Origin of the sequence: Thioclava sp. SK-1, assembly GCF_001705665.1 — a bacterium.
Classification (GTDB): Bacteria; Pseudomonadota; Alphaproteobacteria; order Rhodobacterales; family Rhodobacteraceae; genus Thioclava.
The window spans coordinates 229,930-254,658 of sequence record NZ_MDHA01000044.1 but is presented as its reverse complement, the minus strand read 5'-3'; the positions used below and the strand labels follow the sequence as shown (position 1 = coordinate 254,658).

26 protein-coding genes and 1 riboswitch are annotated in these 24,729 nt (G+C 57.5%); of the genes, 15 read left to right on the top strand and 11 right to left on the bottom strand.

The window, feature by feature from the left end:
- Positions 1-255 precede the first annotated feature (255 nt).
- From BFP70_RS11125 to BFP70_RS11110, 4 genes are all read left to right on the top strand, one after another.
- The gene (locus BFP70_RS11125; protein WP_066011638.1) at positions 256-612 is read left to right on the top strand and encodes a hypothetical protein; all 357 of its coding nucleotides are present in this window, start codon (positions 256-258) and stop codon (positions 610-612) included.
- A gap of 105 nt (positions 613-717) precedes the next feature.
- The gene (locus tag BFP70_RS11120; protein ID WP_066011637.1) at positions 718-2,148 is read left to right on the top strand and encodes a PepSY domain-containing protein; all 1,431 of its coding nucleotides are present in this window, start codon (positions 718-720) and stop codon (positions 2,146-2,148) included.
- 87 nt (positions 2,149-2,235) lie between these two features.
- Positions 2,236-3,360 (top strand): pyridoxal phosphate-dependent aminotransferase, encoded by a 1,125-nt coding sequence (locus tag BFP70_RS11115; protein ID WP_066011636.1) that lies wholly within the window; start codon positions 2,236-2,238, stop codon positions 3,358-3,360.
- Between the two features lie 93 nt (positions 3,361-3,453).
- Positions 3,454-3,870, top strand: a complete 417-nt coding sequence (locus tag BFP70_RS11110) for a DUF305 domain-containing protein (protein WP_083217460.1) — start codon at positions 3,454-3,456, stop codon at positions 3,868-3,870.
- 3 nt (positions 3,871-3,873) lie between these two features.
- Here the strand turns inward: BFP70_RS11110 and BFP70_RS11105 are convergent, their stop codons facing one another.
- On the bottom strand, positions 3,874-5,085 hold the full coding sequence (locus tag BFP70_RS11105) for an alanine--glyoxylate aminotransferase family protein (RefSeq protein ID WP_066011634.1): 1,212 nt from the start codon (positions 5,083-5,085) through the stop codon (positions 3,874-3,876).
- A gap of 141 nt (positions 5,086-5,226) precedes the next feature.
- Here BFP70_RS11105 and BFP70_RS11100 point away from each other — a divergent pair, with 141 nt between their 5' ends.
- Both BFP70_RS11100 and BFP70_RS11095 read left to right on the top strand, forming a co-directional pair.
- A complete protein-coding gene (locus tag BFP70_RS11100) occupies positions 5,227-5,973 on the top strand; it encodes a folate-binding protein YgfZ (RefSeq protein WP_066011633.1) in 747 nt (248 codons plus the stop codon).
- Between the two features lie 315 nt (positions 5,974-6,288).
- Complete coding sequence (locus BFP70_RS11095; protein ID WP_066011632.1) at positions 6,289-6,609, top strand: DUF6280 family protein; 321 nt, start codon at positions 6,289-6,291, stop codon at positions 6,607-6,609.
- A 237-nt stretch (positions 6,610-6,846) separates the two neighbouring features.
- Here BFP70_RS11095 and BFP70_RS11090 read toward each other — a convergent pair whose 3' ends face one another.
- The 4 genes from BFP70_RS11090 to BFP70_RS11075 all read right to left on the bottom strand — a co-directional run bounded on the left by BFP70_RS11090 (position 6,847) and on the right by BFP70_RS11075 (position 10,419).
- Complete coding sequence (locus BFP70_RS11090) at positions 6,847-7,863, bottom strand: iron ABC transporter permease (protein ID WP_255356676.1); 1,017 nt, start codon at positions 7,861-7,863, stop codon at positions 6,847-6,849.
- A 39-nt stretch (positions 7,864-7,902) separates the two neighbouring features.
- Positions 7,903-8,838 carry an ABC transporter substrate-binding protein gene (locus BFP70_RS11085; RefSeq protein ID WP_066011630.1) on the bottom strand — a complete coding sequence of 312 codons (936 nt, stop codon included), beginning with the start codon at positions 8,836-8,838 and terminating at the stop codon, positions 7,903-7,905.
- Between the two features lie 14 nt (positions 8,839-8,852).
- Positions 8,853-9,635: an ABC transporter ATP-binding protein gene (locus BFP70_RS11080; RefSeq protein WP_066011629.1), complete on the bottom strand. Its 783-nt coding sequence runs from the start codon at positions 9,633-9,635 to the stop codon at positions 8,853-8,855.
- A 278-nt stretch (positions 9,636-9,913) separates the two neighbouring features.
- Positions 9,914-10,135, bottom strand: a riboswitch (cobalamin riboswitch).
- 77 nt (positions 10,136-10,212) lie between these two features.
- Entirely contained in the window at positions 10,213-10,419 is a 207-nt protein-coding gene (locus BFP70_RS11075) for a ParD-like family protein (protein ID WP_066011628.1), read from the bottom strand.
- Between the two features lie 118 nt (positions 10,420-10,537).
- Between BFP70_RS11075 and map the strand changes: the two genes are divergently transcribed.
- The gene (map, locus tag BFP70_RS11070) at positions 10,538-11,353 is read left to right on the top strand and encodes a type I methionyl aminopeptidase (RefSeq protein ID WP_066011755.1); all 816 of its coding nucleotides are present in this window, start codon (positions 10,538-10,540) and stop codon (positions 11,351-11,353) included.
- 58 nt (positions 11,354-11,411) lie between these two features.
- On the opposite strand, the gene BFP70_RS11065 is transcribed toward map, so the two are convergent.
- Positions 11,412-14,009 (bottom strand): HWE histidine kinase domain-containing protein, encoded by a 2,598-nt coding sequence (locus BFP70_RS11065; RefSeq protein ID WP_066011627.1) that lies wholly within the window; start codon positions 14,007-14,009, stop codon positions 11,412-11,414.
- Positions 14,006-14,662 carry a hypothetical protein gene (locus tag BFP70_RS11060; RefSeq protein WP_066011626.1) on the bottom strand — a complete coding sequence of 219 codons (657 nt, stop codon included), beginning with the start codon at positions 14,660-14,662 and terminating at the stop codon, positions 14,006-14,008. Before BFP70_RS11060 ends, BFP70_RS11065 begins: the two co-directional genes overlap by 4 nt.
- A gap of 467 nt (positions 14,663-15,129) precedes the next feature.
- Between BFP70_RS11060 and BFP70_RS11055 the strand changes: the two genes are divergently transcribed.
- On the top strand, positions 15,130-16,146 hold the full coding sequence (locus BFP70_RS11055; RefSeq protein ID WP_066011625.1) for a putative zinc-binding metallopeptidase: 1,017 nt from the start codon (positions 15,130-15,132) through the stop codon (positions 16,144-16,146).
- Here BFP70_RS11055 and BFP70_RS11050 read toward each other — a convergent pair.
- On the bottom strand, positions 16,143-16,892 hold the full coding sequence (locus BFP70_RS11050) for a hypothetical protein (RefSeq protein WP_066011624.1): 750 nt from the start codon (positions 16,890-16,892) through the stop codon (positions 16,143-16,145). The two genes, BFP70_RS11055 and BFP70_RS11050, sit on opposite strands and share 4 nt — an antisense overlap.
- Positions 16,889-18,235, bottom strand: coding sequence for a hypothetical protein (locus BFP70_RS21390; RefSeq protein WP_255356675.1), 1,347 nt, complete (start codon positions 18,233-18,235; stop codon positions 16,889-16,891). The genes BFP70_RS11050 and BFP70_RS21390 overlap by 4 nt, the downstream gene beginning before the upstream one ends.
- A gap of 174 nt (positions 18,236-18,409) precedes the next feature.
- Between BFP70_RS21390 and msrB the strand changes: the two genes are divergently transcribed.
- The 6 genes from msrB (at position 18,410) to BFP70_RS11015 (ending at position 22,692) form a co-directional block, all read left to right on the top strand.
- Positions 18,410-18,856, top strand: coding sequence for a peptide-methionine (R)-S-oxide reductase MsrB (gene msrB / locus BFP70_RS11040; RefSeq protein WP_066011623.1), 447 nt, complete (start codon positions 18,410-18,412; stop codon positions 18,854-18,856).
- Between the two features lie 121 nt (positions 18,857-18,977).
- Complete coding sequence (locus BFP70_RS11035; protein WP_066011754.1) at positions 18,978-20,021, top strand: aldo/keto reductase; 1,044 nt, start codon at positions 18,978-18,980, stop codon at positions 20,019-20,021.
- Positions 19,999-20,352: a hypothetical protein gene (locus BFP70_RS11030; protein WP_066011622.1), complete on the top strand. Its 354-nt coding sequence runs from the start codon at positions 19,999-20,001 to the stop codon at positions 20,350-20,352. Before BFP70_RS11035 ends, BFP70_RS11030 begins: the two co-directional genes overlap by 23 nt.
- On the top strand, positions 20,340-20,840 hold the full coding sequence (locus BFP70_RS11025; protein WP_083217459.1) for a hypothetical protein: 501 nt from the start codon (positions 20,340-20,342) through the stop codon (positions 20,838-20,840). Before BFP70_RS11030 ends, BFP70_RS11025 begins: the two co-directional genes overlap by 13 nt.
- A 3-nt stretch (positions 20,841-20,843) precedes the next feature.
- Positions 20,844-21,725, top strand: a complete 882-nt coding sequence (locus BFP70_RS11020) for a DMT family transporter (RefSeq protein ID WP_066011621.1) — start codon at positions 20,844-20,846, stop codon at positions 21,723-21,725.
- Between the two features lie 37 nt (positions 21,726-21,762).
- Positions 21,763-22,692 carry an AEC family transporter gene (locus BFP70_RS11015; RefSeq protein WP_066011620.1) on the top strand — a complete coding sequence of 310 codons (930 nt, stop codon included), beginning with the start codon at positions 21,763-21,765 and terminating at the stop codon, positions 22,690-22,692.
- A 77-nt stretch (positions 22,693-22,769) separates the two neighbouring features.
- Here BFP70_RS11015 and BFP70_RS11010 read toward each other — a convergent pair whose 3' ends face one another.
- Positions 22,770-23,447 carry an NUDIX domain-containing protein gene (locus BFP70_RS11010; RefSeq protein WP_066011619.1) on the bottom strand — a complete coding sequence of 226 codons (678 nt, stop codon included), beginning with the start codon at positions 23,445-23,447 and terminating at the stop codon, positions 22,770-22,772.
- Positions 23,440-23,844: a DUF983 domain-containing protein gene (locus tag BFP70_RS11005; RefSeq protein ID WP_066011618.1), complete on the bottom strand. Its 405-nt coding sequence runs from the start codon at positions 23,842-23,844 to the stop codon at positions 23,440-23,442. Before BFP70_RS11005 ends, BFP70_RS11010 begins: the two co-directional genes overlap by 8 nt.
- 188 nt (positions 23,845-24,032) lie before the next feature.
- On the opposite strand from BFP70_RS11005, the gene BFP70_RS11000 reads away from it, so the two are divergent.
- A complete protein-coding gene (locus BFP70_RS11000; protein WP_066011617.1) occupies positions 24,033-24,722 on the top strand; it encodes an EF-hand domain-containing protein in 690 nt (229 codons plus the stop codon).
- Positions 24,723-24,729: the final 7 nt, after the last annotated feature.

The window sequence follows — 24,729 nt, the reverse complement described above, 5'->3', positions numbered from 1 at the left end:
GGGCGGGTGCGCTCGCCCTGGACGTCGAGATGGCCTAGGCAAATAAACCGCTTTCGAGGGCAGTGAACCAGAACGAGCCTGATTGACGAAACTGGCCCCCGTGCAGCTTTGCCGGGGGCCGTTTTATGTCTGTTGGTTTGTGGCGGGCTGAACCGGTGGACGCGTAGGGTGGCGCTGGCTTGGAAACAGGTCTGCGACATAATCCCACAGGCGTTTGCCGTTGCCCCCTTAGCGACCGTCGCTTAGGGTGGTCGCATGGTGTTGCGCATCCTACGTTGCCTTTTAGTTCTAAGCGTTCTGTTGGGCGTGGCGCTGCCGAAATCCTCGGCGGTGTTGGCAGAAGTCATTGGCGCGCAGACAGTGGTGATTTGTACCGGCACAGGGTTAGAAGTGCTGGTGCTTGATGCCAATGGCACACCGATTGAGCGCCAATCCGCGCCGGCCCATCATTGCCTGCTGCATCACGCCACAGATACCGCCGTTGCGCCGAACATTCCGCAGCGTGGGGTGACCTATCAGACCGCCCGGCATGCGCTGCGCGGCCCGGTGCATTGGCAGGCCAGCCGTCCATTATATGATGGGGTGGCCCGCGCCCCGCCGATATCTGCCTGATCCTAGTCTTTCGTAAAGAAATCAGACCACTCCGCGCCAAATCTGGCGGCGGATATCGGAGCCATAAATGATGTTATACAGTTTTCGCGAACTGGGGGCCTGCTGATGGCCGCCCTTTCAACACCCTCACCCTCTGACGCAGCGCCCGATCTGGGCCGCAAGGCAACATTTTACCGTGCTGTCTGGCGCTGGCATTTCTATGCCGGATTATATGTTATTCCCTTTTTTCTAATGCTTGCAGTGACCGGGATGACAATGTTGTGGATCGCCTGGATTGATGGCCGCGATGGGGAGACGATGCGCGTGATCGCCCAAGACACGGCCTTACCCGTCTCGGTTCAGGCGGATGCGGCCTTGGCAGCCTTCCCCCAAGGCGGCACAGTGGCACAATATATCGCGCCCCGCGGCGCGGACAGGGCAGCGATCTTCCGTATCGATACGGTCGATGGGCAGATGATGGCCGTGGTGGACCCGTATTCAGCTGCCGTGCTGGACAGTTTCAGCCGCCGCTCTGGCTGGTATGACACGATGGATACGATGCACAGTGATCTGATGATCGGCGTAACCGGCGACCGGATGATCGAGATTGCAGCGTCTTTCGGGATCATTCTGCTGGTGACAGGCCTGTATTTGTGGTGGCCGCGCGATGGGCGTGGGTGGCGTGAAACGCTCCCGCGATGGGGGTTGCGCGGGCGCAGCCTGTGGCGCTCCTTGCATGGTGCGGTGGGACTGTGGCTGTCGGTCGCGTTGCTTTTCTTCCTGATCTCGGGCTTGTCGTGGACCGGCGTCTGGGGCGAAAAAATGGTGCAAGCCTGGTCCAGCTTTCCAGCGGGGAAATATTCCGGGATCCCGGTCAGCGATGTCACCCATGCGCAGGCGCTTAATGGAGGCACCAAAGAGGTGCCCTGGGCGTTAGAGCAGACACCGATGCCGGCGTCTGATCCGCATGCTGGACATGGGTCGATGGCCGATATGCCGATGATCACACAGGCAGGATCGGCGGGGGACAGCCCGGATATGGACCGGGTTGTGGCCTTCGCGCATGAGATCGGCTTTCACGGCCGATATCAGCTGAATATGCCCATGACCGCGCGTGGGGTCTGGACCATCAGCCGCGATTCTATGTCGACAGACTCGACCGATCCAACATCCGATCGCATCGTGCATATTGACCAATATTCCGGGGATATTCTGGCCGATGTGCGCTTTGCCGATTACAGCATGATGGGCAAGGCGATGGCCGTAGGTATTGCGTTGCATATGGGCACCTTGGGATTTTGGAGCGTGCTGGCCAATACTGTCGTCTGTTTTGGCGTTATCTTCCTATGCTTGTCGGGTGTTGTGATGTGGTGGAAGCGGCGTCCTGCGGGACGTTGGGCGATACATGCGCCACCCCCGCCCAAGAACATGCCACGTTGGCGTGTGGCACAATGGATTGCGGTTGTTCTGGCGCTGGCCTTTCCGATGGCGGGTGCGGTTTTAGCCGCAGTGCTGGTGTTTGACATGATCATCCGGCCACGCCTGCGCCTTGCATGATGTCATTGGCCTGCGGCAGGCGCTGTCGCGGGCCGGTTTTTTGCAGTTTCGCTTGCGCTTATCGGCCAAGCTGATAGCGGTGATGCCATGACATACGATCTTCGCCTGACCCCGCTTGTTGCCGCCCTGCCTGCCACTGTTCCCTTTGTGGGGCCCGAGACGCTTGAGCGAGAGCGCGGCGCGCCGTTTGCGGCACGTTTGGGCGCGAATGAAAACGGCTTTGGCCCGTCACCGCGTGCGATGGCAGCCATGGCCGGGGCAACCGCGGATATCTGGAAGTATGGTGACAGTCTGAGCCATGAACTGCGCCACGCCTTGGCACAGTTTCACGGCTGTACGCCGGACAATATCCTTGTGGGAGAGGGGATCGACGGGCTTTTGGGCGTTTTGGTGCGCCTGTTGATCGCGCCGGGGGATGCGGTGGTGACATCGGACGGCGCATACCCGACGTTCAATTACCATGTGGCCGGGTTTGGCGGCGTTTTGCATAAAGTGCCATACCGTGATGATCGCGAAGACCCAGAAGCGCTTCTGGACCGCGCACGGCTGACCGGAGCCAAGTTGATCTACCTGGCCAATCCCGACAACCCGATGGGGTCATGGCTGACGGGGGCCGAGATTGACGCGATGATTGCGGCTTTGCCTGCGGGCACTTTACTGTGCTTGGACGAGGCCTATTTGGAAATGGCCCCACCAGAGGCCGTGCCCACCACCGCCCTTGATGACCCGCGCGTGATCCGGATGCGGACATTTTCCAAATCCTACGGGCTGGCAGGGGCGCGGATTGGCTATGCGCTGGGGGCCACTTCGGTGATCGCCTCCTTTGACCGGGTGCGCAATCATTTCGGGGTGAATGCGATTGCACAGGCGGGTGCCTTGGCTGCGCTGCAAGACCGCACATGGGCCGCCTATATGAAACTGCTGATTGAGGGCGCGCGCGGGCGCATCGCGCAGATTGCGCATGACAATGGTTTGCGCCCCCTGCCGTCGGCTACAAATTTCGTTGCCATCGATTGCGGACGTGACGGCGTCTATGCCCGCGCGGTGTTGTCGCAGCTGGCTGCGCGCGATGTGTTCGTGCGCATGCCCGGTGTGGCGCCATTGGATCGATGTATCCGCGTATCATGTGGCCCGGACGCAGAGCTGGACGTTTTGGCCCAGCAATTGCCTGCTGCGCTGAAAGCCGCTGATCAAACGGTGTCAAAGCCCTAAGATGGGCCGGTCACGGCGCTCTCTCTGAGCAGTGATTTGCACGCGATCATTGTTCCTTGCCAATGTTGGATAAGACCGACGACGGAGGGGACGATGAGCCGTGCAAAAAGATATCACCGAATAGCCATGCTAAGCCCACTGGCCTTTGCATTGGCATTTGGCGCCTATGCGCAAGAGCCGCATTACAAAGACGCGATCCAACCCAATATTATCGCGACAGATAGCACAGGGGTGACCGGCACGGCAGATGCCGCCCCTTCGACCGCCGCGTTCAAGGACGCGCGTGATGAAATGCTGCAAGAAACGCCAAAGCAATTAACCGGAGATGTGGATCGCGATTTCGTCAAGATGATGATCCCGGAACACCGCAGCATTTTGGCGATGGCGCAGGTGGTGCGTGATTACGGGGAAGATCCGGCCCTACGCAGCCGCGCGGGCCAGATCATCGCCCGTGAACAAGCCGAGCTGGACTGGATGATCGCCTGGTATGAGGCGCATGGCACCCCCTAGACGTTATGCGACCGTATGGGCGGCAACCACGGCAGCGGCGGCGGCCACACCGCCCGGACCATGCGGAATGTCCAGCGCTTGCAAGCCGGCCTCTATTGTCGCCAAAACGCCAAGCGTCATATGTGCATTTACATGGCCCATATGGGCGACACGCAAGAAGTCATCGGCCTCTTTCGTGCCTGGTTCGGCCATGCCCAGCCCGATGCCCAATGTCACGCCGGCCTGTGTTTCCAGCCATTTGCGCAGCCGTTCTGCGCCGCCGTTGCCAATGCGCGCTGCCGTCACCGAAGATCCGCGTAAGCTGGCATCATTAGCCAAGTTCAAGCTGATATCGCCTTGTGCGCCCCATGTATCAAAGGCGGCCCACACGGCGCGCGCCAATGTTTTATGCCGGGCCCAGATCGCGTCCAGCCCCTCTTCCTTGATCATGTCAAGCGACTCGCGCAGGCCGAACAGATGATGTGTCGGGGAGGTGCCGCCGAAATATTGATACACAAATTCAGGGTTCATCCGGGGCGTCCAATCCCAATAGGGTGTGCGCAGATCTGCATCACGGCACGCAGCAATTGCTTTGTCGCTGGCCCATACCAGACCAAGACCGGGCGGCACCATCAACCCCTTTTGGGAGGCGGCGACCATGATGTCCACGCCCCAGTCTTGCATTTTAAACGGCTCACAGCCCAGCGATGCGATGCAATCCACCGCCAAAAGGGCAGGGTGGCCCACCGCATCAATTGCGGCGCGCATCGCGGGAATATCATTGCGCACAGTGGTCGCGGTATCGATATGCGTGACCATGACTGCTTTGATCTTATGACCCGTATCCTTGCGTAGTGTCGCCTCTAGCTGCACGGGATCAGCGGCAGATTTCAGACCGAAATCAATGACTTCTACGTCGACACCCATGCTGCGTGCGTGATCGGCCCAGCCAAGGCCAAACCGCCCGGTGGCCAACACCAAGGCCGTATCGCCGCGCGAAAACATGTTGGAATTCGCGGCTTCCCACGCGCCGTGCCCATTAGAGATATAGATCGCAACATGGGCCTGCGGGCCTTGTGCAACATATTTCAGGTCCTCGACAATGCTCGCCGCCAGTGTTTCAATCTCTCCCTCGTAGATATTGGGCGCCGCCTGATGCATGGCACGCAGTACCCGGTCGGGCATGGCAGAAGGGCCGGGGATGGCAAGATAGCTACGACCGTTGGCGAGAGTCATCTGACGGATATCCTTGCGAAAAAGCGATTCCTAAGCGGTAGAGCCAGAGCAAAACTGGGTCAATCGTCACTGCGTAACCGACACAATCTGACCTTGGCGCATTTGGGTCGGGTGCCTATATTGCAGGCAAAGGAGCACATCATGACAGACAGAGCAATTTTTGAGGTGACCGGCGTAGACCGCGTAAGCTTTCTGCAAGGCATGGTGACAAATGACATGCGCAAGCTGTCGCACGGGGCGGTTTACGCCGCGCTTTTAACGCCGCAGGGCAAATATCTGGCCGATTTTATCTTGGTTGAGCAAGGCGAGACGATCTTACTTGATATCGATGCCTCAATTGCCGGGCCGACGATCAAACGGCTGCTGATGTATAAATTGCGTGCGGATGTGGCGATTGTGCCATCGACGCTGTCAGTGTTTCGCGGCACCCAGAAGGCACCCGAGGGCGCTGTTGCTGATCCACGGCATCCTGCGCTGGGGTGGCGGCTGTATGGGGCGCGATCTGGCGATGACGGCACGGATTTTGACGCGATCCGGGTTGCGCATTGCATTCCCGAGACAGGGTTGGAGCTAACGGCAGACAGTTTCATTCTGGAATATGGCTTTGAACGTCTGTCGGGTGTTGATTTCCGCAAGGGCTGCTATGTCGGGCAAGAGGTCACTGCCCGGATGAAACATAAGACAGAGCTGCGCAAAGGCTTGACCACGGTTACGGTGGCTGGGGATGCCGAATTCGGGGCACAGATCACGTCCAACGATAAGGTTGCAGGGCAAATCTTGACGCGGTCTGGGGATCATGCGCTGGCCTATTTACGTTTTGACCGCGTTGGCGACGAGATGCTGTGCGAGGGTGCGAAGGTTACTCTGAATACGGTTAACGAAGGGTAAAGCTAAGCTAAGTCACGATAATGCGAGCGATTGTCGTAAAATGGTGTGGTTCCCTATGGTTAAAGGGCTTTGCCTGATATTCGTGCAAAATAAAAACCACCCCTATATGATGCGGGTTTTTCCATGAAATCAAATATATGAACACTACATATAGTAAAGATTTCAGTGCCGTTTCGTGTATATTGCACTCGCCATGCCTTAGCTATGTGTTATATGCATGGCAGCTATGCTTATGGGGGCATATCGAATCGCAGGCGAACAGCCCTACATGACCGTCACGCCAGGAAACGCAAGAGCAATAAAAAGGACGGAATAATGCGCGATTTCGTTGATGGCTCCGCATTCAACTATGAGCAAGGCCAACGAGCACGGAAGCTGTTTGCTGCCGTCGTCCTTGCTGCGTTAGATGATGCGATTGCCGATGACAAAAAATACGGTAACGGACCTGAACAGATTGCTCGCTGGGCGCGCTCGCGCGATGGCCGCGAGGTTCTGTCATGCTCTGGTATCGACCCGAATGAACGTGTGGTGCAGGGTCTGATGGATTTTGTTTCCAAGGGTGTGCGGACCTCGGTTGCGCTGTCTCGTGAAGAGAGCGAACGCCGAATGGCCGCAGAAGAAGCCGAAGCAGCCTAAACACTGGCAATGGCTCTTTAAACGAAACAAGCGCGCCCAGATCCGGGCGCGCTTGTTTCGTTTAATGGTCAAAGGCAGGCGCGGGGGTTGGGACGGCCAACTGACCTGGCCCCCATTTAATCCTGCGTTTCATGGGTGCCTTGTGCAGGGTTTGGCCCTGTCATGCCCCCTTGCTCTGACCTTAGCTTATATCCCACGCGGCGCGCCGGTAGTGGCGCCTTGACGGGGGAACAATGTTTATGTGATGCGGCGGCGCAGTAGCCATACAAAGAACATGCCGCCGATCAGGCCCGTGACAATACCGATCGGCATATCGTCTGGGGCCATAACGATCCGGGCAATAATGTCGGCCCAAACCAGAAACACAGCGCCGCACAGTGCAGATATTGGCAACAGGCGGCGATGATCCCCGCCGACAAGAAGGCGCACGATATGCGGGATCATCAGCCCGACAAATCCAATTACCCCCGAAAAGGCAACCATCACCCCGGTTAATAATGCGCCGATGGCAAACACGGTCAACCGAAACCGCGCAACCGGAATGCCCAGCGTTGTCGCGGTTTCATCCCCCAAAGACATGGCGTTCAAAATACCGGATCTTGCCCAAAGATAGGCCCCACAGCCCAGCAAGATGACCGCTGGGTATACAAGCTGATCCCATTGCGCCAAACCCAGCCCGCCCAGCATCCAAAACACCACCGTATGCGTGGCCCGGGGATCGCCCAAAAAGATCAGCACATTGGCCGCTGACATTACGATAAAAGATACTGCGACCCCCGCCAAAACCAATCTGTCCGCGCTGGTGGCGGATGCAAATTGCGATACCGCCAGTACCAGCATTGTAGATGCAAGCGCGCCCAGAAATGCCAACAGCGGCACGGTCAAAAGCCCGATGAACAACCCTGTGTGCAGCAGGGCCAAAATCGCGCCAAATGCCCCGCCCGCCGAAATGCCCAACAGATGCGGATCGGCCAGGGGATTACGCGTCACGGCCTGAAGGCTGGCACCAACCATCGCCAAGCCCGCGCCCACAAGGCAGGCAAGGATGGCGCGGGGAAGGCGGATATCCCATACGATGGCCTCGCGCCCGCTGGACCAATCCACGGGAATGGTGTCAGGGGCGATCTTATTGATCAAAACCCCCCAGACAACATCCAGCGGGATCGCGATCGCCCCGACGCTGACAGCAATCGACACTGACCCAAGCAACAGCACAAGCCCAAGCGCCCCAATGCTCCAAACCCGCGCGGACATGCGCCGTGTTGTCAATTGCTGCGACATTATCATCTTGCGTCACTCGCCCCTGAACGCGGCGGCGAGGGTTTTAACCGCCCGAATATTGCGCGGCCCTGGCGTGGCTTCGACATAATCCAAAACCACAAAGCGATCATTGCGTACAGCGTCCATGGTTGCGAATGCAGGGTTGGACATCATGAAATCGCGTTTTTGTTCGGCTGAAACTTCGCCGTAATTCACGATCACAATCACCTCTGGATTGCGCTCAATCACGGCTTCCCAGCCAACGGTGGCCCAGCTTTTCTCAAGATCGCCCATGATATTGCTGCCGCCTGCGGCCTCGATCAAGGCGTTGGGCATGGCGTAGCGCCCGGCGGTAAATGGAACATCTTCGCCACTGTCATAGACAAAGACCCGCGGCGGCATAGCCAGTGGGGTAAGCGTGTCCAAAAATGTCGCCAGCTGGGACTGATAGCCGGTGATCAATTTATTGGCGCGGTCGGATACGTCGAAAATTTGGCCCAGATTGCGCAGGTCATTATACATATCCTCCATTGAGGCGGGGTCTTTCTTGCCGATATGGATGCAGCTTTCCGTCAGCTCATAGACCTGAATGCCAAAGGGCGCCAAGGTCTGTGGCGTGACCTCGCCGCCGACTTTCATGCCGTAATTCCATCCGGCAAAGAAGAAATCTGCATCGGCACCGATCAGCACTTCTTTAGAGGGGTATTGCGCGGCAAGTTCGGGTAGCTCTTGAACGTTCAGTGTCATGTCCTCGTCCAGCGTTTTCCATCCTGAAATGCCGGTATAGCCAACCATGTGATCGGCAAGCCCCAGCACCAGCATCATCTCTGTCAGATTTACATCATGGGAAATCGCGGCCTTTGGTGGCGCGTTAAATGTGACGGTGCGGCCGCAGCTTTGCACCGTGGTTTGCGCCAAGGCGGTGCCAGCCAGTGACATGAGCGCAAATGTGGAGAGGGTAAGTTTCATAGCTGTCGTCCAGTTCACTTGGGAAGTGCGAATGAAAAATGTGCGGCCCCACTGGGGCGAAGGGTTTCGCGCCGGGCATCGACACGGAAAGTATTCGACACAAGCATGTCGGTGAGCAGGGCGTCGGGCGGGCCAAAGCCTTGTGGATGGCCATCTTTCAAAACCAAAACATCATCGCAAATGCCCATGGCCATATTCAGGTCATGCAATGACACGACGATGGTCAGGCCAAGGCTGCGGATAAGGGACACGACCTCCAACTGATGGCGCACATCAAGATGGTTTGTCGGCTCATCCAAAATCAGCACCTGCGGTTCTTGTGCCAAGGCCCGTGCCACCATCACCCGTTGGCGTTCGCCGCCTGAAAGCGTGCCGAAATCGCGCCCAGCCAAGACGTGCAGGCTAAGCGTCTCCATGACACGATCTACCACATGTTCGTTTTGCGTGCTGGATGCGCCAAAGGGGGTGCTGTAGGGGGTGCGGCCCAGCCGGACAATGTCGCGCACGCTTAATCCAAAGGCCGTGGCCTGTTCTTGCAAAACAGCGGCGATCAGCTTGGCCACATCCCTGGCCGGCAGCGACCAGATATCTTGCCCGCCCACACGCACATGCCCCGTGTTGGGTTTTTGGAATCGATACAACAGGCGCAGCAGGGTGGATTTTCCCGCTCCATTTGGACCAACTACGCCCAAAACCCGCCCCGCCGCCACGCGAAAACTGGTGGAATGCAACACAGGTGTGGCCGATTTTTCAGGCTCCCAACTGACGTTGCTGACATCAAGATCGGCGCTGTTCATCGGGCCACAGGCGATAGGGGGCAGCCGTGGCCTATAGGGTCGACCACCAGCAGTGGCGCGGGCCGTCGAAGGCGATCACTTGCCTTGATATAGGCGGTGTGACCTGCCGGCCTCCGCAATATCGTGCCTGTGATTATATAATGGTGATGCGCTGTCATATCGCCCTCCGCGACGATGCGGGGCGTGGGGCAGACATGTTTTCAGATACGGATAGTTCCGTAATGCCATCATCGTCTCCTATCCAGACACCCCGTCCGGGTCGAGTTGCATGGACGACACCGTAAGATGCCGCTGATGGCAGGTCTCCTGACTTGCGGCTCAACGTTTTCCTGAACCTTCCCAAGCCGATGATGGCTCAGTGGTCGTCCTCAGGATCACTCGCCGCTCACAGTTGCGGGGGCAGTTACGGGTTTGGCGCCTCTGGGCTCTTCCGCACCGTATTCCCTTTTTCATTCCAAGCGCACTTCGGGCGATTAAGAACCATCGCGGGTTTTGTGAAAGATTTCGACCAGCGCGTCAAGTTCGGACATTGGCCGGCGCTGAGATGCCCAGTGGCCCGCTATCGCTGCGCCATATTTCAGGCCGCATTGATGCCGGGCAGCTGAACATCAGCATGTTTAAGCTGGCGCGCCATGATTTCGGTAAAGGGCAAGGTTGGATGTGCTTCTGCCAACATGCCGACCTTGATCCAAAATTCAGCCTGCGCATTGATCGATCGGCACATGACCGAACTTGCCTTGCGTAATTCCTCGTGCAGATCATCCCCGATTTTTACAATACCCACCCTTGAGGCTCCTCTTCACATCTGTATATGGAATGTGTATATTTCATATACTACTGCAGGAGTACATTGGTCAATCTGACCTTTGGTGAAACAGCGAAAAATCAAACAAGAGCGCATCATGACCAGCTATGTGAACGTGCCTGCCAACGCCAAGGCGCAAGATGCCCGCAGATCCAACATCATCAAGCTTTATGGACCAGAGGCGTTTGATGGGATGCGCCGCGCGGGCGCGTTAACCGCCAAATGCCTTGATGGCCTGTCAGATCTGATCCATCCAGGCGTCGCCTTGGCGCAGATCAATGATTTCGTCGTGGCATTCGCGTCGCAGCATGGTGCGACACCAGCTACGCTGGGCTATCACGGTTATCCCTATGCCTGCTGCACATCGGTCAATCATGTGGTGTGCCACGGTTTTCCAAACCAGAAACGCCTGCGCGACGGGGATATTGTAAATGTGGATGTCACGCTGATCTGTGACGGATGGTATGGCGATGCCAGCCGGATGTATGGCGTGGGCAAGCCCAAACATGCGGCACAGCGGCTGATGCAAATTGCCTATGAAGCAATGATGCAGGGCATTCGCGTGGTGCGACCAGGGGCGCGGCTGGGCGATATCGGCCACGCGATCGACTCCTATGCCCGCAGTCAGCGCTGTTCGGTGGTGCGTGACTTTTGCGGCCATGGCATAGGGCAGGTGTTTCATGACACGCCCGATGTTTTGAATTTTGGCACAGCCGGAACGGGTCCAGAACTGCGTGAGGGCATGATTTTTACGGTGGAACCGATGGTCAATCTGGGCCGCGCAGATGTCAAAATTCTTGCGGACAACTGGACTGCTGTGACCCGGGACAGGTCACTTTCAGCACAATTCGAACATTCAATCGGTGTTACATCCGATGGTTATGAGATCTTCACATACTCACGGTCAGCCTAAGCCGGCATCTGCATCGCGGCCAGCATAGGACATCACAGGCCGCGATGGGGTGATGGGATCAGCCCTTTAACACGTCGATTGCGACAAGTGCATCTTGCAGATCAACCGCCGTGTAGGGTTTGCGCACCAGATAGGCGGGAGGATATGCGTCAATCCCGGCCTCATCCCGGTCATAGCCAGACGCCAGCAGGAACGGAACATTGGCCTTTGCCAGATATTCCGCGACAGCCAATGATGTCTCATTGCCCAGATTGACATCCAGAACAGCAAACATTGGGTTGAACCCATCTTCCAACAGACGCAAGGCCTGCGCGACAGACGGGGCAGTTTGCACATCTGTCGCACCCAGGTCTTCTAACATCCCTGCCAGATCCAGTGCGACAATCATCGTATCTTCGACAATCAGTGCTGCGCCGTTCAGCCGGTGCCCGGGTTGGTCGACATCGGGGGTGATGCTTGGCATTTCAGTGTCTGTGTTCTGCTTCGCAAAGGGACGTGTTTCCACGATTACGTTTGGAGGCACCTCAAAACGGGCCTCTAATCCGCCGGTGGCATAGCGCACATCGGCCCCGCCACCCAGCTCATGCGGGATCGTGCGCTCAATGATGGTGGAGCCAAACCCACGGCGTGTGGGGGCATTCACCACCGGGCCACCCCGCTCGATCCAGTCGATTGACACGATGCCATCTTCGGCCTGTGACATGGTGACTTCGACACGGCCTTGGGGCACATGCAATGCACCATATTTGACGGAATTGGTCACCAGTTCATGAAAAACCAGTGCCATCGGGGTAAATGCCTTAGGCGCGATCACCGCATCCTGACCTGCAAATACGATCCGGTCCATGTCTTTAGAGCTGAAGGCACCCAGCTCTACCGCGATCAGCTCGCTTAATGGAATCGGGCTGTATTGATCTTTGGTCAGCTGATCATGGGCGCGTGACAACGCATTGATCCGGCCATCCAGTGCTTGCGTAAAGGATTCGATGGATTGTGCGCCCGATTGCGACTGTTTCATCAATGAGCGGATCAAATTCAGGATATTCCGCACCCGGTGATTGAGTTCAGAAATGAGGATTTCCTGCTGTTCTTGCGCGCGGTTGCGTTCCTGCGCGGCCATATCTGTCAGTTTTAGAACAATTTCCAATAACGTGACGCGCAGGGATTCTGCCGCGCGCAATTCACCTGCGGTCCAAGGTGCGCTGCAGCCCTTCACAACCTCACGCCATGTTTCAAAGCTTTTGCGCGGGGTCAGCCGAGATCCGTTTGGCCCATATTCAATGGATTTATTGGGATTGCCTGCCCATGTGACCGAGCGCGCGATTTCATGGCGAAATAACACCAGATAATCACGAGGGCGCCTTGAAATCGGCAATGCCAATAGACCACAGGACCGGTCGGTGAATGTCTCACCGGCGGGATAGACGCTGGTGATGCAATCCGTGGCATAGACCTGCGACTGCGACGCACCATTCAAGAACCGTGCTAGGGCCGGAAACTCTTCGGCAGATGGTGTGCTGCCTTGGGTCAGATATGTGCCATCGCTATACAGCGCGATCCCGTCACATTTGATCAGCCGCGCGATGCTTTCTGCCACATCGTCAAAATTGCTTTCCCAAGAGCTGTCACCAGAGATCAGCGACATGATCCGGTTATGCGCGTTTTGCGCCCGGCTGGCGTTTTCCGCCTCAATTTCATTTTCTGCTCGCGCCAGTTCATAGGACAAAAGCTGCGCCAAGAGCTCAACCGAGGTGCGCTTTTCATAATCCAGCAGCATTGGTTCCGGATGATGGCAGGCCAATAGCCCCCACAATTGTCCCTTGCGCAGGATCGACACAGACATGGAGGATTTTACCCCCATATTGCGCAAATACTCCAGATGGATGGGCGATACGGACCGGCTCACCGACAACGACAGGTCCAGCGGGTTGCCCATTGGATCATGCGCCGGAAGGATCGGTACGCCTGGGTCATCCACATCGGCAATATGGCGCAGCAATGTCTTTGTATACAGCGCGCGCGCTTGCCGCGGGATATCACTGGCAGGGAAATGCATCCCCAGATATCCCTGCATCTGTGCCGACAGGCTTTCTGCGATTACCGTGCCGCTGCCGTCAGTGGTGAATTGATAGGCCATAACCCGACCGAAACCGGTCATGCTTTGCAGCCCTTCACAGGCCAATTGAGCCATCTGTGCAACAGAGCTGCTGCTGGATAATTTCGCAATGATGGGTTGCACCTGCGCCAGATCATCGCGTTGGCCCGGGCCGGTCTTTGGCTCCAGTTCCAGCACAAAACCCGTGCCATTTTGATGTGCCGACATATCAAAAAGCCGACCATCTTCCAGGAAATCCACGCCGAAAAGACGCACAATCTTTCGGTTTTCATCCAAAAACGCCAATTGAGCGCGGATTTTCTTCAATGTCTCAAATGGTAGGAATTCATGCAACGGATGCCCGACCACATCGGCCACCTGTGGGCCAAGCACTTTGCTGCAATTTATGGACTGATGGCGCACGATCCAATCAGAGGTCAGCGCGATCAAACATCCCCATCTTTGTACGCGGCCCAACAAATGGATGGGCTCACGGTCACAGCTGGTCAGATCGACTGTGTGCGGTTGAACCGGGGGCTGAGAATCGGGTGTGTGTGTCATAGCATATGTTCCGTCGGCGCGCGCGACATGTGGCGGCGGCTTTGGGTCAAAGAAAGGTCGAATGCGGCGAAGCAGGCTTTGGTGTCTGCGATGGCGCGCTTGGCAACAGGGTCACGGTCGCAGACTTGGCTGGCCATCACGCAAAATTCGCGCCACATGGCGGCATCAAAGGGAAGGGCGAAATAGCTGTCGGCGGGCGTATGTGTTTGCGCGCTTGCGACCGCTGCAGCACGGCGGCGGCGCAAAACCTCGGTGCCCAGCCGCGATCCTAATACAACATAATCGACCGCCCAAGGACATAATAGGACGGCGTTGTCGGATGGGTTTTGTGGCAGTGGTTGATGACCAAGCGCCATGATGTCATTGCCCAGCGCGTCCAACATGGCCGGCATTAATGCTTGCGCCGTCGGGATGGGTGCTGCGCGGTCTATATGGTCAAAAATCCACCGCAAACCCTGCTCATGTGCAAGTAGGAAGACTGCGTAATCGCCGTCATACCCTAAATCAAGCGATGAAAACCCTGTGTCAAGCTGATCATGGGCCATGCGCGATCCATCACGCAAAGCGCTACGCAAGCCGCCAGAGGTGGCGTCGCGTTCTGGTCTGTTTGCAAAGGTCTGCCTATCCAATCCGGCGGCAAGACGTTGGGTCATTCTACACTCTTTCCGGCCTCACGCACATGCGGGCAGGTCATCCATACAAGCTTCTGACAAAAATAATGCGTCAAAAGACATATACGGAACATTGGTTTCAGCACGTTCAACAGTTTAGCAGAGAGTTGGTTCCGCAAAAAGCCGACTTTTGCCTTAAATTAATGCTTTCGCTAGATTTTATCGGCCATGAATTTTCTGGGGAATCAAGCATCACGGTTCCGTGATGATGTCATCAAACATGCCTGAAACGGCTTGGCATATGTCCAATGACCCAAGCGTTGGGAGGTAAAAACGTGCCGGGTTGGTGATCACGCTATACTGGGCGGGGCGGTGTGATATTCTTTGACCTGCAGTCTTGCCGTGGGGTGCATATGCCCCATCTGAGGCCAAGAGATATAATACCGCTATGCTGAATTTACGTGAATTCCCTTAGATATCTGGCCCTTTTCTAACAAGGACACGCACCAATGATCCGCCACCGCTGCCCGCATTGCCGGGCTGAAATTTATTTTGACAATTTATCCTGCCTGTCATGTGGTGCGGCGTTGGTGTTTGCCCCCGGTGAGGGGATGAGGGCTGCGCCAGAGGCGGCCACTTGCAAGAATCGCGCGCGCATTGGCTGCAATTGGCAGGCGTTGGAAGGTGCGGATGGTCTGTGCCTGTCTTGCGCCCATACCGAGGTCATTCCCGATCTGTCGATTAAGGGAAACACTGAACGCTGGGCCAAGTTTGAGGCGGCAAAACGGATGTTGATGCGCATGCTGCGCCATTTGGATCTGCCACTGACGGATGGTGCCGGTGCACGTTTCCCACGGTTCCATTTCAAGGGGCCGGATGCGACAGGCAAGGTGGTGATGGGCCATCAAAACGGTCTGATCACCTTGAATATCGCGGAGGCCGATGACGAGTATCGGATTTCGGAACGTGAACAGATGCGCGAAAGTTACCGCACCTTGATCGGGCATTTGCGTCACGAAAGTGCGCATGCCTATTGGGAGGCGTTGATTCAACCCAATGCGCAGCGCCTGGCAGAGTTTCGCAACCTGTTTGGGGATGAACGCGCCGATTACGGCGATGCGCTGAAACGCCATTATAAATTGGGTCCGCCCGATGGATGGGAGCGGGGCTTTGTCAGCGCCTATTCCACCGCGCATCCGTGGGAAGATTTCGCGGAAAGCTGGGCGCATTTATGCCATATGGTCGATACGATGGAAACCGCGCTTAGCTGGCAATTGGCGCCGCTTGGGCGGCTGGCACCCTATGCGCAAGGTGGGTTTGACCTGATGCACGAGCTGCTGCAGGCTCCGTTTCAGGATGTGGTGGAAGAATGGATCAGCCTGTCTGTGGCGCTGAATGCGTTGAATTCCGCAATGGGACATCCCAGTTTCTATCCGTTCATTCTGGGCCCGAAAGTCAGTGAGAAACTGGACTGGATCCGTACCGTCATTCGTGATCACCAATCGGCGCGGCTGGGCATGTCCTAACTGGCCGGCGTGGTGGTCAGCGCGAAACGGCGCAATTCTTCTGGTGTCAAAAGATAGATCCGGTTGGGCGCGGTGCGCATGGCGGGTTCCATCACCGCCGGGTCGATCCCCATTTCCAGCAAATAGCCCATCACATTCGCCTGACCGCGTTGAACATCCTCTACAGCCATAAACGCAGGCAGTATCGCGTTTTTGCCGAAATAATGTTGATGCACGCCGATTTTGCCGTCGGTGGCCACGCTGCGCGTGATCCCACCTGCGAATAGATAGGGGCAGGCGGACAGGCAAATCGCACCACTGTCCACGCGGGTGCCAATGCCGCTGTCGCGCACAATCCGCCCGATGTCCAACGCGTCTTGGACCGAGCCACCGGTGGAATCCAGCGCAATCTGTGTTACCGGCTGTCCGGTTTCGGCCCGCAAGGTCAGCTCATCTGTTATCCGGGCGGCGTCACCGGGTGCGATTTGCCCGGTCAACGTCAGTTCGGTTCCGGTGCCGGTGAACTCCAGCCGCTCTGGCATCGGTTGGCTGCGTGGCGTCAGCCCCGGAACACCCGAGGGGCGCTCATTTGGGGAATAGGGCCGGGTTTCGGGCCCCGACGGGCCGGGCGCGGTCAATGGGCTTGCCCCGCTGAAACTGTCCGACAAGTCCAACACGATCAATGTTGCACCGATGGCAATTTGCACGACGATCAGCGCCTTGATGGCGCGGCCAATCGGGTTTGGACGCGGTAAATCCGGTGTCATGGCTGCGCCCTTGGGGTGGAGGCGGCTGTGTCGGCATCCGCGGCTGCGTCGGCGTGAACGGCTGGGGAGCTGCCTGCGTTTGGTGACGCGTTCTGGTCGGGGTTTGGCCTGGGCGACAGACCCAGATCACGCGCCGCCGACAGGGCAAGGCGCAGCTCTGCGACGGTCATATGTTCTTCGGGCGCGTGGGCACCGGTGCCTTGCCGGATCGCCGCCTGTGTCACCATCAAGATGAATACCAAAACTGCCGGAAGCAGATCAATTGCAATGGCACCGGCCCAGGATGGCACGAAATTCCCGGCATAGCGGATCACCGCATCTGCGGCAGAAAGGGCTGTATATTCAATATCCTGAACATCGGGCAATGTGGCGACCTCTTGCGTGGCGGCTTCCAATGTTGTCGCCCGGTCAGCCAAAAGTGCCATGACGGATGCAATCGTGCTTTGCTGGGCGCTGCGTCCGGCGCCGGTGCTGGCGTCCAAATCCGGCAATACCGCAGAATCACGCAGATCGGCTGCGGCGCGCATCACCAATGGGGCTACGTTCAGCTGCCGTAGTTCTGCGATAATCGCCGACAGGCGCACAGCCTCTTCAGAGAACCGGACGGATCGCCCCTCTACAGCGCCCGGTTCAACCGATAGCGCACGCATCCGCGATAAAATCGCGTTGCCAGTCGAAAATGCTTCATCTACAGCGCGATCCTGGCCCGCGATCTGGGCTTCCAGCCCCTCCAGCTCGGCGGATTTTTGGGTCAGCACCCGAAACACCGCACCACGCCCGGCAAGGCCGGACAGGTCGCCGGTGGCTTCTTGTTCTGACAGGCTTTCGAACGTATCGCGAACCCGCGCCACATCACGCCCAAGTGCCTGACCCGCAATGGTTTTCGCATGCGCCCGTTCCAGCGCGGTCTGATAGCTTTGCACAGTATGAGCCAGATGCTGCTCTACTGCCGCGGCCCCAGCCAAAGCCGCCGCATTCAACCAAGAGGACATCGCCACAATAGCTAAGGATCCCAGCGCCATAGACAGCAATAGCCCCAGCCGTGACGCCGCGGTGCGCATCGCCGGCAACAGCCGCATCATATAAGACCAAAACACAAAAATCCCGACCGAGACCGCCAGCGCATAGCTGACGGCAGCAAAGGTCGTCCACGCGCCCGTGTCATCAAGCAAAGAGCGCACCCCAAGATAGGTATAGATCCCCGACGCGGCCGCCAAAACACCAAGGGCTGCGCCAGTAAAGCTGTCCAGCCAACGCAAATGGCGCGACAGCTCATGCGCGTAGCGTGCGCCCTGGTCTGAATGCTGGGTCTGCGCGGTCGTCGGGTCGATGGGATCGGCCACTGGCAAGTCCTTTGGTTTGGGGATTTTTCACAAGATAAGGCCGGGGGGCAGTTTTCCCTACCGCTTGACGCGATCGTGCCGATCACAGCTTCGTGTGTCAGGGGGATGGGGGGCGCCCCTCTTTTCCTTTGGCGATGAATGCTTATCTATTGGGTCAAAGATAAGGAGACAGGGATGACCTTGAAAACCTATGCCAAGACCGAAGACGCGATTGAACGCCTGACACCCGAGCAATATCGTATCACGCAACAGTCGGGCACCGAAGCGCCGGGTTCGGGGGAGTATCTGGCAGAAAAACGACGCGGGATTTACGTTGATATCGTGTCAGGCGAGCCGCTTTTTGCATCGGCGGCCAAATACGAATCTGGCTGTGGCTGGCCCAGCTTTACCCGTCCGTTGATCACCGATCATGTGCAAGAGCTGACCGACACAAGCCACGGCATGACCCGCATCGAGGTGCGTTCGCGCGATGGTGATAGCCATCTGGGCCATGTCTTCCCCGATGGCCCGCAAGATCAGGGCGGTTTGCGCTATTGTATCAATTCCGCCGCATTGCGATTCATCCCTGCGGAGGAGATGGAGGCCGAAGGCTATGGCGATTTGATCGACGAGATCGATTGAACGCTTTGGCATCATCTTGTGATGTGACGCACATAAAAGGCCCCTGCGTGGGGCCTTTCGCATGTCCGCGCGCTATGGCAGGGTCGCGCAGAATGTGACGCAAGACTTCGGAGACTATCATATGCGTAAGGTTAAATTGGGTCGGACCGACCTGGACGTGTCGGAAATTTGCCTTGGCTCAATGACTTGGGGGTCGCAAGATCACGAAGACAATGGTCATGCACAGATTGATTATGCGCTGGAACGTGGTGTGGATTTCATCGACACGGCGGAAATGTATCCGGTAAACCCGGTGAAGGCGGAAACCGCAGGGCGGACCGAGGAAATCATCGGCAATTGGCTGACCAAAACCGGTAAGCGCAAAGATGTTGTGATCGCCACGAAAATCGCAGGCGGCGGTGGGATGATCCGCAACGGCGAAGAGATGACGGCCGATTCGGTCACGCGCTGTATCGACGCATCGCTGAAACGGCTGCAAACGGATTACATCGATCTGTATCAGTTCCACTGGCCCAACCGCGGTAGCTATCATTTCCGTCAAAACTGGAAATTTGCGCCCGATACACAGCCGGGTGCAGATCAGATCACCGCAAATATGATCGACTGCCTTGGCGCGTTGGAAACGGCTGTCAAAGCAGGTAAAATCCGCCATTTCGGCCTGTCAAATGAATCGGCTTGGGGTATGGCGAAATGGTTGGAACTGGCCGAGGCCGGGCATGGTCCACGCGCCGCGACCATTCAGAATGAATATTCGCTGATGTGCCGGTTGTATGATCTGGACCTGGCAGAGCTTGGCCATCATGAAGACGTGACGTTGTTGGCGTATTCGCCGCTCGCGGTAGGGATGTTGTCGGGCAAATATGCCGACGGTGCGGTGCCTGCGAATTCGCGTTTGGAAGCAAATGGCAATCTGGGTGGGCGGGCAAACCCGCGTGCCTTTGCAATTGCGGATAAATATGTCGCCGTCGCCAAAGAGCACGGTCTGCACCCGGTCACTATGGCAAATGCCTGGACATTGCAGCGTCCCTTCCCCTGTTTGCCGATCATCGGTGCGCGCTCTATCGAACAGCTTGGGCCGGTGCTGGATGCGGCAGGGCAGGTGCTGTCGGAAGCGGTCATGACGGCTTTGGATAAGGTTCATCATGAAAATCCGATGCCGTATTGATCGGCGGCTGGCGCTGGCGGTTTTGCCGCTGGCGCTATGGGCCTGTCAGCCAGATGCGGATCCGTCCGCGCCACTACCCCCGGTGGGGGAGGCGCGTATGGAGATGTTGCAGGCGCAATGTCTTACCAATGGTGGGCAATGGACCAGCACTGGCTTGGGCAGCCTATGTGTAATGCGCACAGGCGATTCCGGCAAATCTTGTCAGGCCAGCACACAATGTGACGGCGCGTGTCTTGCGCGCTCGGGCACTTGCTCTCCGGTCAAGCCATTGCTTGGATGTAATGATGTGCTGACATCCTCGGGGTTGAGGGTCAACGAATGCGTCGAGTGATCTGCCTTTTGGTCGCGCTGGTATCGGGCTGTGCGCAAACATCAGAGCGGGTCAGTCTGCGTGCAGATGATACGTCGATTTCATCGATTGTGCTATTTTCGCCCGAACGGTTTTCGGGCGATTGGCAGGTATTGGAAAGCGCCACGCAGGGGTGTCACGGCGCGCCGCAGCACTGGCGTTGGGATGGAACGTCGCGGTTCACCCTGTCGGGGGTGGATTGCACCGGGATCAAACCCACCCATCTGGGCGGGGTAGCTGCGCTGACCGGGCCGGGGGCGCGGATGATGCCCGACACCGGTTTTGGGCGCGAGCCAATTTGGGTGCTATGGGTCGATCAAGATTACCGGATCGCCGTTTTGGGCACGCCTTCGGGGCAATTTGGGCAGATTATCGGCCGCAAAGGCATCGAGGACCGTCCGGATTTACGCAAGGCCGCGCGTGAGATATTGGAATTTAACGGCTATTTTCCAGCCGCAATTGGACACTGATCTATGTGGATAGCTGTAACGATTTGTGCCGGGGCGATACAAACCGGTCGCTTTGTACTGCAAAAGAAGTTGGCCGGTTCGGGCCTATCGGCAGGGGGCGCAACATTTTCGCGGTTTGTCTTTGGTGCACCGATTGCCATTTTGGCGGCCTTACTGTTGCTGTTGGGCACGGGGGCGCAGATGCCTGCATTGCCCGCATCGTTTTGGGGCTTTGCCGCCTTGGGTGGGTTTGCCCAAGCCGCCGCCACGATGGCTTTGGTGCGGTTGTTTTTGATGCGCAATTTCGCCGTCGGTGTGGCGTTTTCAAAGACCGAGATCGTGCAGGTTGCACTGTTTTCGTTCTTGATCTTGGGCGAGTCGATCACCGCGCTTGCCGCTGTCGGGATCGCCATCGGGTTGGTCGGGGTTCTGGTGTTGTCAAAGCCGCCGCAGGGCGGGAGGGTTGCGGGCCGGGCCGCCGTTCTGGGGATCGTGGCGGGCGGTCTGTTTGGCCTGTCTGCGATCTGTTACCGCGGCGCGACATTGCAATTAGAGGGTCTGCCGGCGCTGGCGCGGGCGCTGGTGACGCTGGGCTGTGTGACCACGTTGCAAAGCTTTGGGATGGCAGCGTGGCTACGCTTGCGTGAGCCCAAAGAACTTAGCCGGGTCTTTGCGCGGTGGCGCATGACGATCTGGGTTGGTGTGCTGGGGATCCTTGGCTCTGCCGGGTGGTTCTTTGCCTTCGCACTGCAAAATGCCGCCTATGTGCGGGCGTTGGGGCAAATTGAAATGGTCTTTACTCTATGTGCCTCTTGGTTGATTTTTCATGAGAAATTGCAACGGCGCGAGGGGCTGGGGATCGCCCTGATCATCGTGTCATTGATGTTGGTGGTGATCGGCGGCTAACGTTGTGTGACCCGACGTTGCGGGATGGGGGGATGATATGGCGTCGATCTGGATTGCGATTGCACCGACATTTTTGTTGATCGTGCTGGGGTTTGGCCTGCGCAGGGGGGGGATCCCCTCGGTTGAATTTTGGAACATCAATGACCGGATCGTTTATTGGGTGTTCATGCCCGCCTTGTTCTTTGCAAAAATATCGGCGGTGGATCTGCACTCTGCCCCATTGGGAGATTTTGCATTTATCCTATATGCAGGGCTGTTTGGCGCGATTGCGTTTGGATGGATCATGCAAAAGCTTTGCGGATATGATCCGGCGCAAGGCACCTGCGTGATCCAAGGTGCCAGCCGGTTCAATACATTCGTTGGCCTGGCGATTGCGGGATCATTATTTGGCAATGAGGGGTTGCAGATTGCGGTATTGGGGTCGGCATTGCTGGTGCCGGTAGTCAATGTCTCGATTGTGACGCTGATGGCGTCCATGCTGGGGGGTGGCCAAGGCGGGCGGGTGCTGGCTACGGTGAAAGAGCTGCTGCGCAATCCATTGATTTTATCCATTGCGGTGGGGATGGTGTTTAATCTGTTAGGATGGCATGAAATTCCGGTGCTGCATGAAACGGCGCGGGTGTTGGGGCAGGGAACCTTGCCGGTGATGCTGCTGTGCGTGGGGGCGAATTTGCGCCTTGATGGGTTGGATGCGGCGGTTGGGCCGGTGATCTGGGCAACGGTGGGGAAGCTTTTGGTGTTTCCTGCGCTGGTGTTTGCTGCGGTGTATATTGTCCATCCGCAGGAAATCGTGGCGCAGGTGGCGATGATCTATGCAGCATTGCCAGTGGCGGTGTCAGCCTATTCTTTGGCGCGACAAATGAGAGCCGATGCGCCTTTGATGGCGGCGATGATTACCGCCCAGACGATTGCGGCATTTGTGACGATCCCGCTGACCCTTGCCCTGATGGCGATATTATATGGCTGAGGGTGAGGATTGCGGGGCGCTGCCCCGCAGGCCCCGGGATATTTAATGCAAGCTGAAAGAGGGAGCGCATTTGCGGGTTAGATCAGCCGAGTGACGATGCCGCGGGCTGTGCGATTGTCGAAAAACGGCGTTCCGTGATCAGCGGTGTGTGGCGATGCCAGGTGGTGTGCGACCTCGGCCAATACGATTTCGGTCACGAAGGGCAGATCGAGCTGTCGGGTGCGGGCCAGAGGCACCCAGTGAATATGAGATAATTCACTGCCTGCACGGGAAAAATCATCAAGGTCGCCATGCACGGATGTGCTGTCAACGAGGAAGAACCGGGCATCAAAGCGCCGGGGGCGTCCATAGGGGGTGATGGCGCGGAATATAAAGGTCAAAGCGCCGGCGCAAGGCGCCAATCCGTCGCGTGTGAAGCTGGCCCAGCCGTGATTTTTGGGCGGGGCGGCTGTGGCGATGGCCAGTCCGGTTTCCTCCCATGTTTCGCGGATGGCAGCGGCGGCCAGTGCAGAGCCCAAGCCGGGGGCGGCGTCACAGGTAAGCCTGTGCGCTGTTTGGGGGCCAAGCGAGGAGGCGAATGTGACATGGCTGTCGGCGGGATCAATGGCCCCACCGGGGAAAACATATTTTGAGGGCATGAACGCAGCATTCGCACCGCGTTGTCCCATCAACACGCTGGGGCCCTGCGCCATGTCATGCCGCAACAGGACAATCGTTGCAGCATCACGCAGTTGGTCGGGCGCTGTGTCAGTCATGATCGGTCCGATCCGCACCAAACCCATGCATGCGCGCGGCCCATTGAACGGATATAATGGCGCCCTTCATCATTGGCAGCAACGCAAGTGACAACACGACACTGCTGGAGCCAAATAACGCGATCATTGTCCAGGGGCTGGGGCGGTAGGCCACGAATATCGCCAGCATCAGCGGTGCAAGAATATGGCCCACGATCAAGATCGTCAGATAGGCTGGCCCGTCATCGGCGCGGTGGTGGTGGAAATCTTCTTGGCATTGCGGGCATCTATTGTGCACCGAAAGATATTTATAGAGCAATTTTCCACTGCCACAGTTCGGGCACCGCAGGCACAGCCCGCGTCGTATCGCACGCCAGGTGTCGCGGGGTTCGATCACGTCGTCTTCACGAAAAGTCATGCTTCAGCCTCCCTTCAGGCTGTTATCCGAGAAAAGCCAGGTCGAAGGAAGGGGAAACCTTCTGGACCCGGCCTTTGGTCGGAAGATTTCAACAAGAGGCCGCAATATTGGTGACGGAAACCTGAGCGCGCTTCGTAAAACAAGAACTGATGAGGGCGAGCCCTGATTGGTCGCGTGAGGAGAACACGATGAAGACCACGTTTAAAACAACGATCGCCGCGGCGCTTTTGGCCGGAACCAGCTTGGCTGTTGTGGGTGTGGCATTCGCACAAGATGCAACACCTGCGCCGCAAGATAGCGCCGCAACACCTGCGCCGGTTGCCAAACCGCCGATGCCACATATGGGCAAAGGTGAGAACGGGCCGCGCATGGGCTTTGACTTCGTTGCCGTGGATACCAATGGTGATGGCCAGATCACATTGGAGGAAATCGAGGCAAAACGTCAGGCGGATGCAGCTGCATTGGATTCCGATGGGAATGGGTTGATCTCGGCCGAGGAGTTGGTGGCACAGGAAATGGCACAGGCACAGTCGCGGATCGAAGCACGTGTCGCCAAGCGAATTGAGATGTTCGATGCGGATGGTGACGGATCGCTGAGTGCTGCAGAATTGATCGAACGCCCGACAGCCGCGGCGGGAATGTTCGCGCGGATCGATGCCAATGGCGATGGGGCCGTGACGCAAGAAGAATTGGCACAGGCACGCCAGATGCGGATGGAGCACGACGGCCGCAAGGGCGGCAAAATGGAGCGCCACGGCGACCATGATCGCAAGGGCAAAGGCGACCGCGATGGTGGCCGCAAAGACGGTGGCCGTAAGGGAGATCACGCGCGCCCGGTGATGCCAGAGAATGCGCCCGACACGTCTGAGGCAAACTGATTTTTAA

Coding starts and splice junctions, on each gene's coding strand:
- BFP70_RS11125 (WP_066011638.1), top strand. CDS start 256: ATGGTGTTGCGCATCCTACGTTGCCTTTTAGTTCTAAGCGTTCTGTTG.
- BFP70_RS11120 (WP_066011637.1), top strand. CDS start 718: ATGGCCGCCCTTTCAACACCCTCACCCTCTGACGCAGCGCCCGATCTG.
- BFP70_RS11115 (WP_066011636.1), top strand. CDS start 2,236: ATGACATACGATCTTCGCCTGACCCCGCTTGTTGCCGCCCTGCCTGCC.
- BFP70_RS11110 (WP_083217460.1), top strand. CDS start 3,454: ATGAGCCGTGCAAAAAGATATCACCGAATAGCCATGCTAAGCCCACTG.
- BFP70_RS11105 (WP_066011634.1), bottom strand. CDS start 5,085: ATGACTCTCGCCAACGGTCGTAGCTATCTTGCCATCCCCGGCCCTTCT.
- BFP70_RS11100 (WP_066011633.1), top strand. CDS start 5,227: ATGACAGACAGAGCAATTTTTGAGGTGACCGGCGTAGACCGCGTAAGC.
- BFP70_RS11095 (WP_066011632.1), top strand. CDS start 6,289: ATGCGCGATTTCGTTGATGGCTCCGCATTCAACTATGAGCAAGGCCAA.
- BFP70_RS11090 (WP_255356676.1), bottom strand. CDS start 7,863: ATGTCCGCGCGGGTTTGGAGCATTGGGGCGCTTGGGCTTGTGCTGTTG.
- BFP70_RS11085 (WP_066011630.1), bottom strand. CDS start 8,838: ATGAAACTTACCCTCTCCACATTTGCGCTCATGTCACTGGCTGGCACC.
- BFP70_RS11080 (WP_066011629.1), bottom strand. CDS start 9,635: ATGAACAGCGCCGATCTTGATGTCAGCAACGTCAGTTGGGAGCCTGAA.
- map (WP_066011755.1), top strand. CDS start 10,538: ATGACCAGCTATGTGAACGTGCCTGCCAACGCCAAGGCGCAAGATGCC.
- BFP70_RS11065 (WP_066011627.1), bottom strand. CDS start 14,009: ATGACACACACACCCGATTCTCAGCCCCCGGTTCAACCGCACACAGTC.
- BFP70_RS11060 (WP_066011626.1), bottom strand. CDS start 14,662: ATGACCCAACGTCTTGCCGCCGGATTGGATAGGCAGACCTTTGCAAAC.
- BFP70_RS11055 (WP_066011625.1), top strand. CDS start 15,130: ATGATCCGCCACCGCTGCCCGCATTGCCGGGCTGAAATTTATTTTGAC.
- BFP70_RS11050 (WP_066011624.1), bottom strand. CDS start 16,892: ATGACACCGGATTTACCGCGTCCAAACCCGATTGGCCGCGCCATCAAG.
- msrB (WP_066011623.1), top strand. CDS start 18,410: ATGACCTTGAAAACCTATGCCAAGACCGAAGACGCGATTGAACGCCTG.
- BFP70_RS11035 (WP_066011754.1), top strand. CDS start 18,978: ATGCGTAAGGTTAAATTGGGTCGGACCGACCTGGACGTGTCGGAAATT.
- BFP70_RS11030 (WP_066011622.1), top strand. CDS start 19,999: ATGAAAATCCGATGCCGTATTGATCGGCGGCTGGCGCTGGCGGTTTTG.
- BFP70_RS11025 (WP_083217459.1), top strand. CDS start 20,340: ATGCGTCGAGTGATCTGCCTTTTGGTCGCGCTGGTATCGGGCTGTGCG.
- BFP70_RS11020 (WP_066011621.1), top strand. CDS start 20,844: ATGTGGATAGCTGTAACGATTTGTGCCGGGGCGATACAAACCGGTCGC.
- BFP70_RS11015 (WP_066011620.1), top strand. CDS start 21,763: ATGGCGTCGATCTGGATTGCGATTGCACCGACATTTTTGTTGATCGTG.
- BFP70_RS11010 (WP_066011619.1), bottom strand. CDS start 23,447: ATGACTGACACAGCGCCCGACCAACTGCGTGATGCTGCAACGATTGTC.
- BFP70_RS11005 (WP_066011618.1), bottom strand. CDS start 23,844: ATGACTTTTCGTGAAGACGACGTGATCGAACCCCGCGACACCTGGCGT.
- BFP70_RS11000 (WP_066011617.1), top strand. CDS start 24,033: ATGAAGACCACGTTTAAAACAACGATCGCCGCGGCGCTTTTGGCCGGA.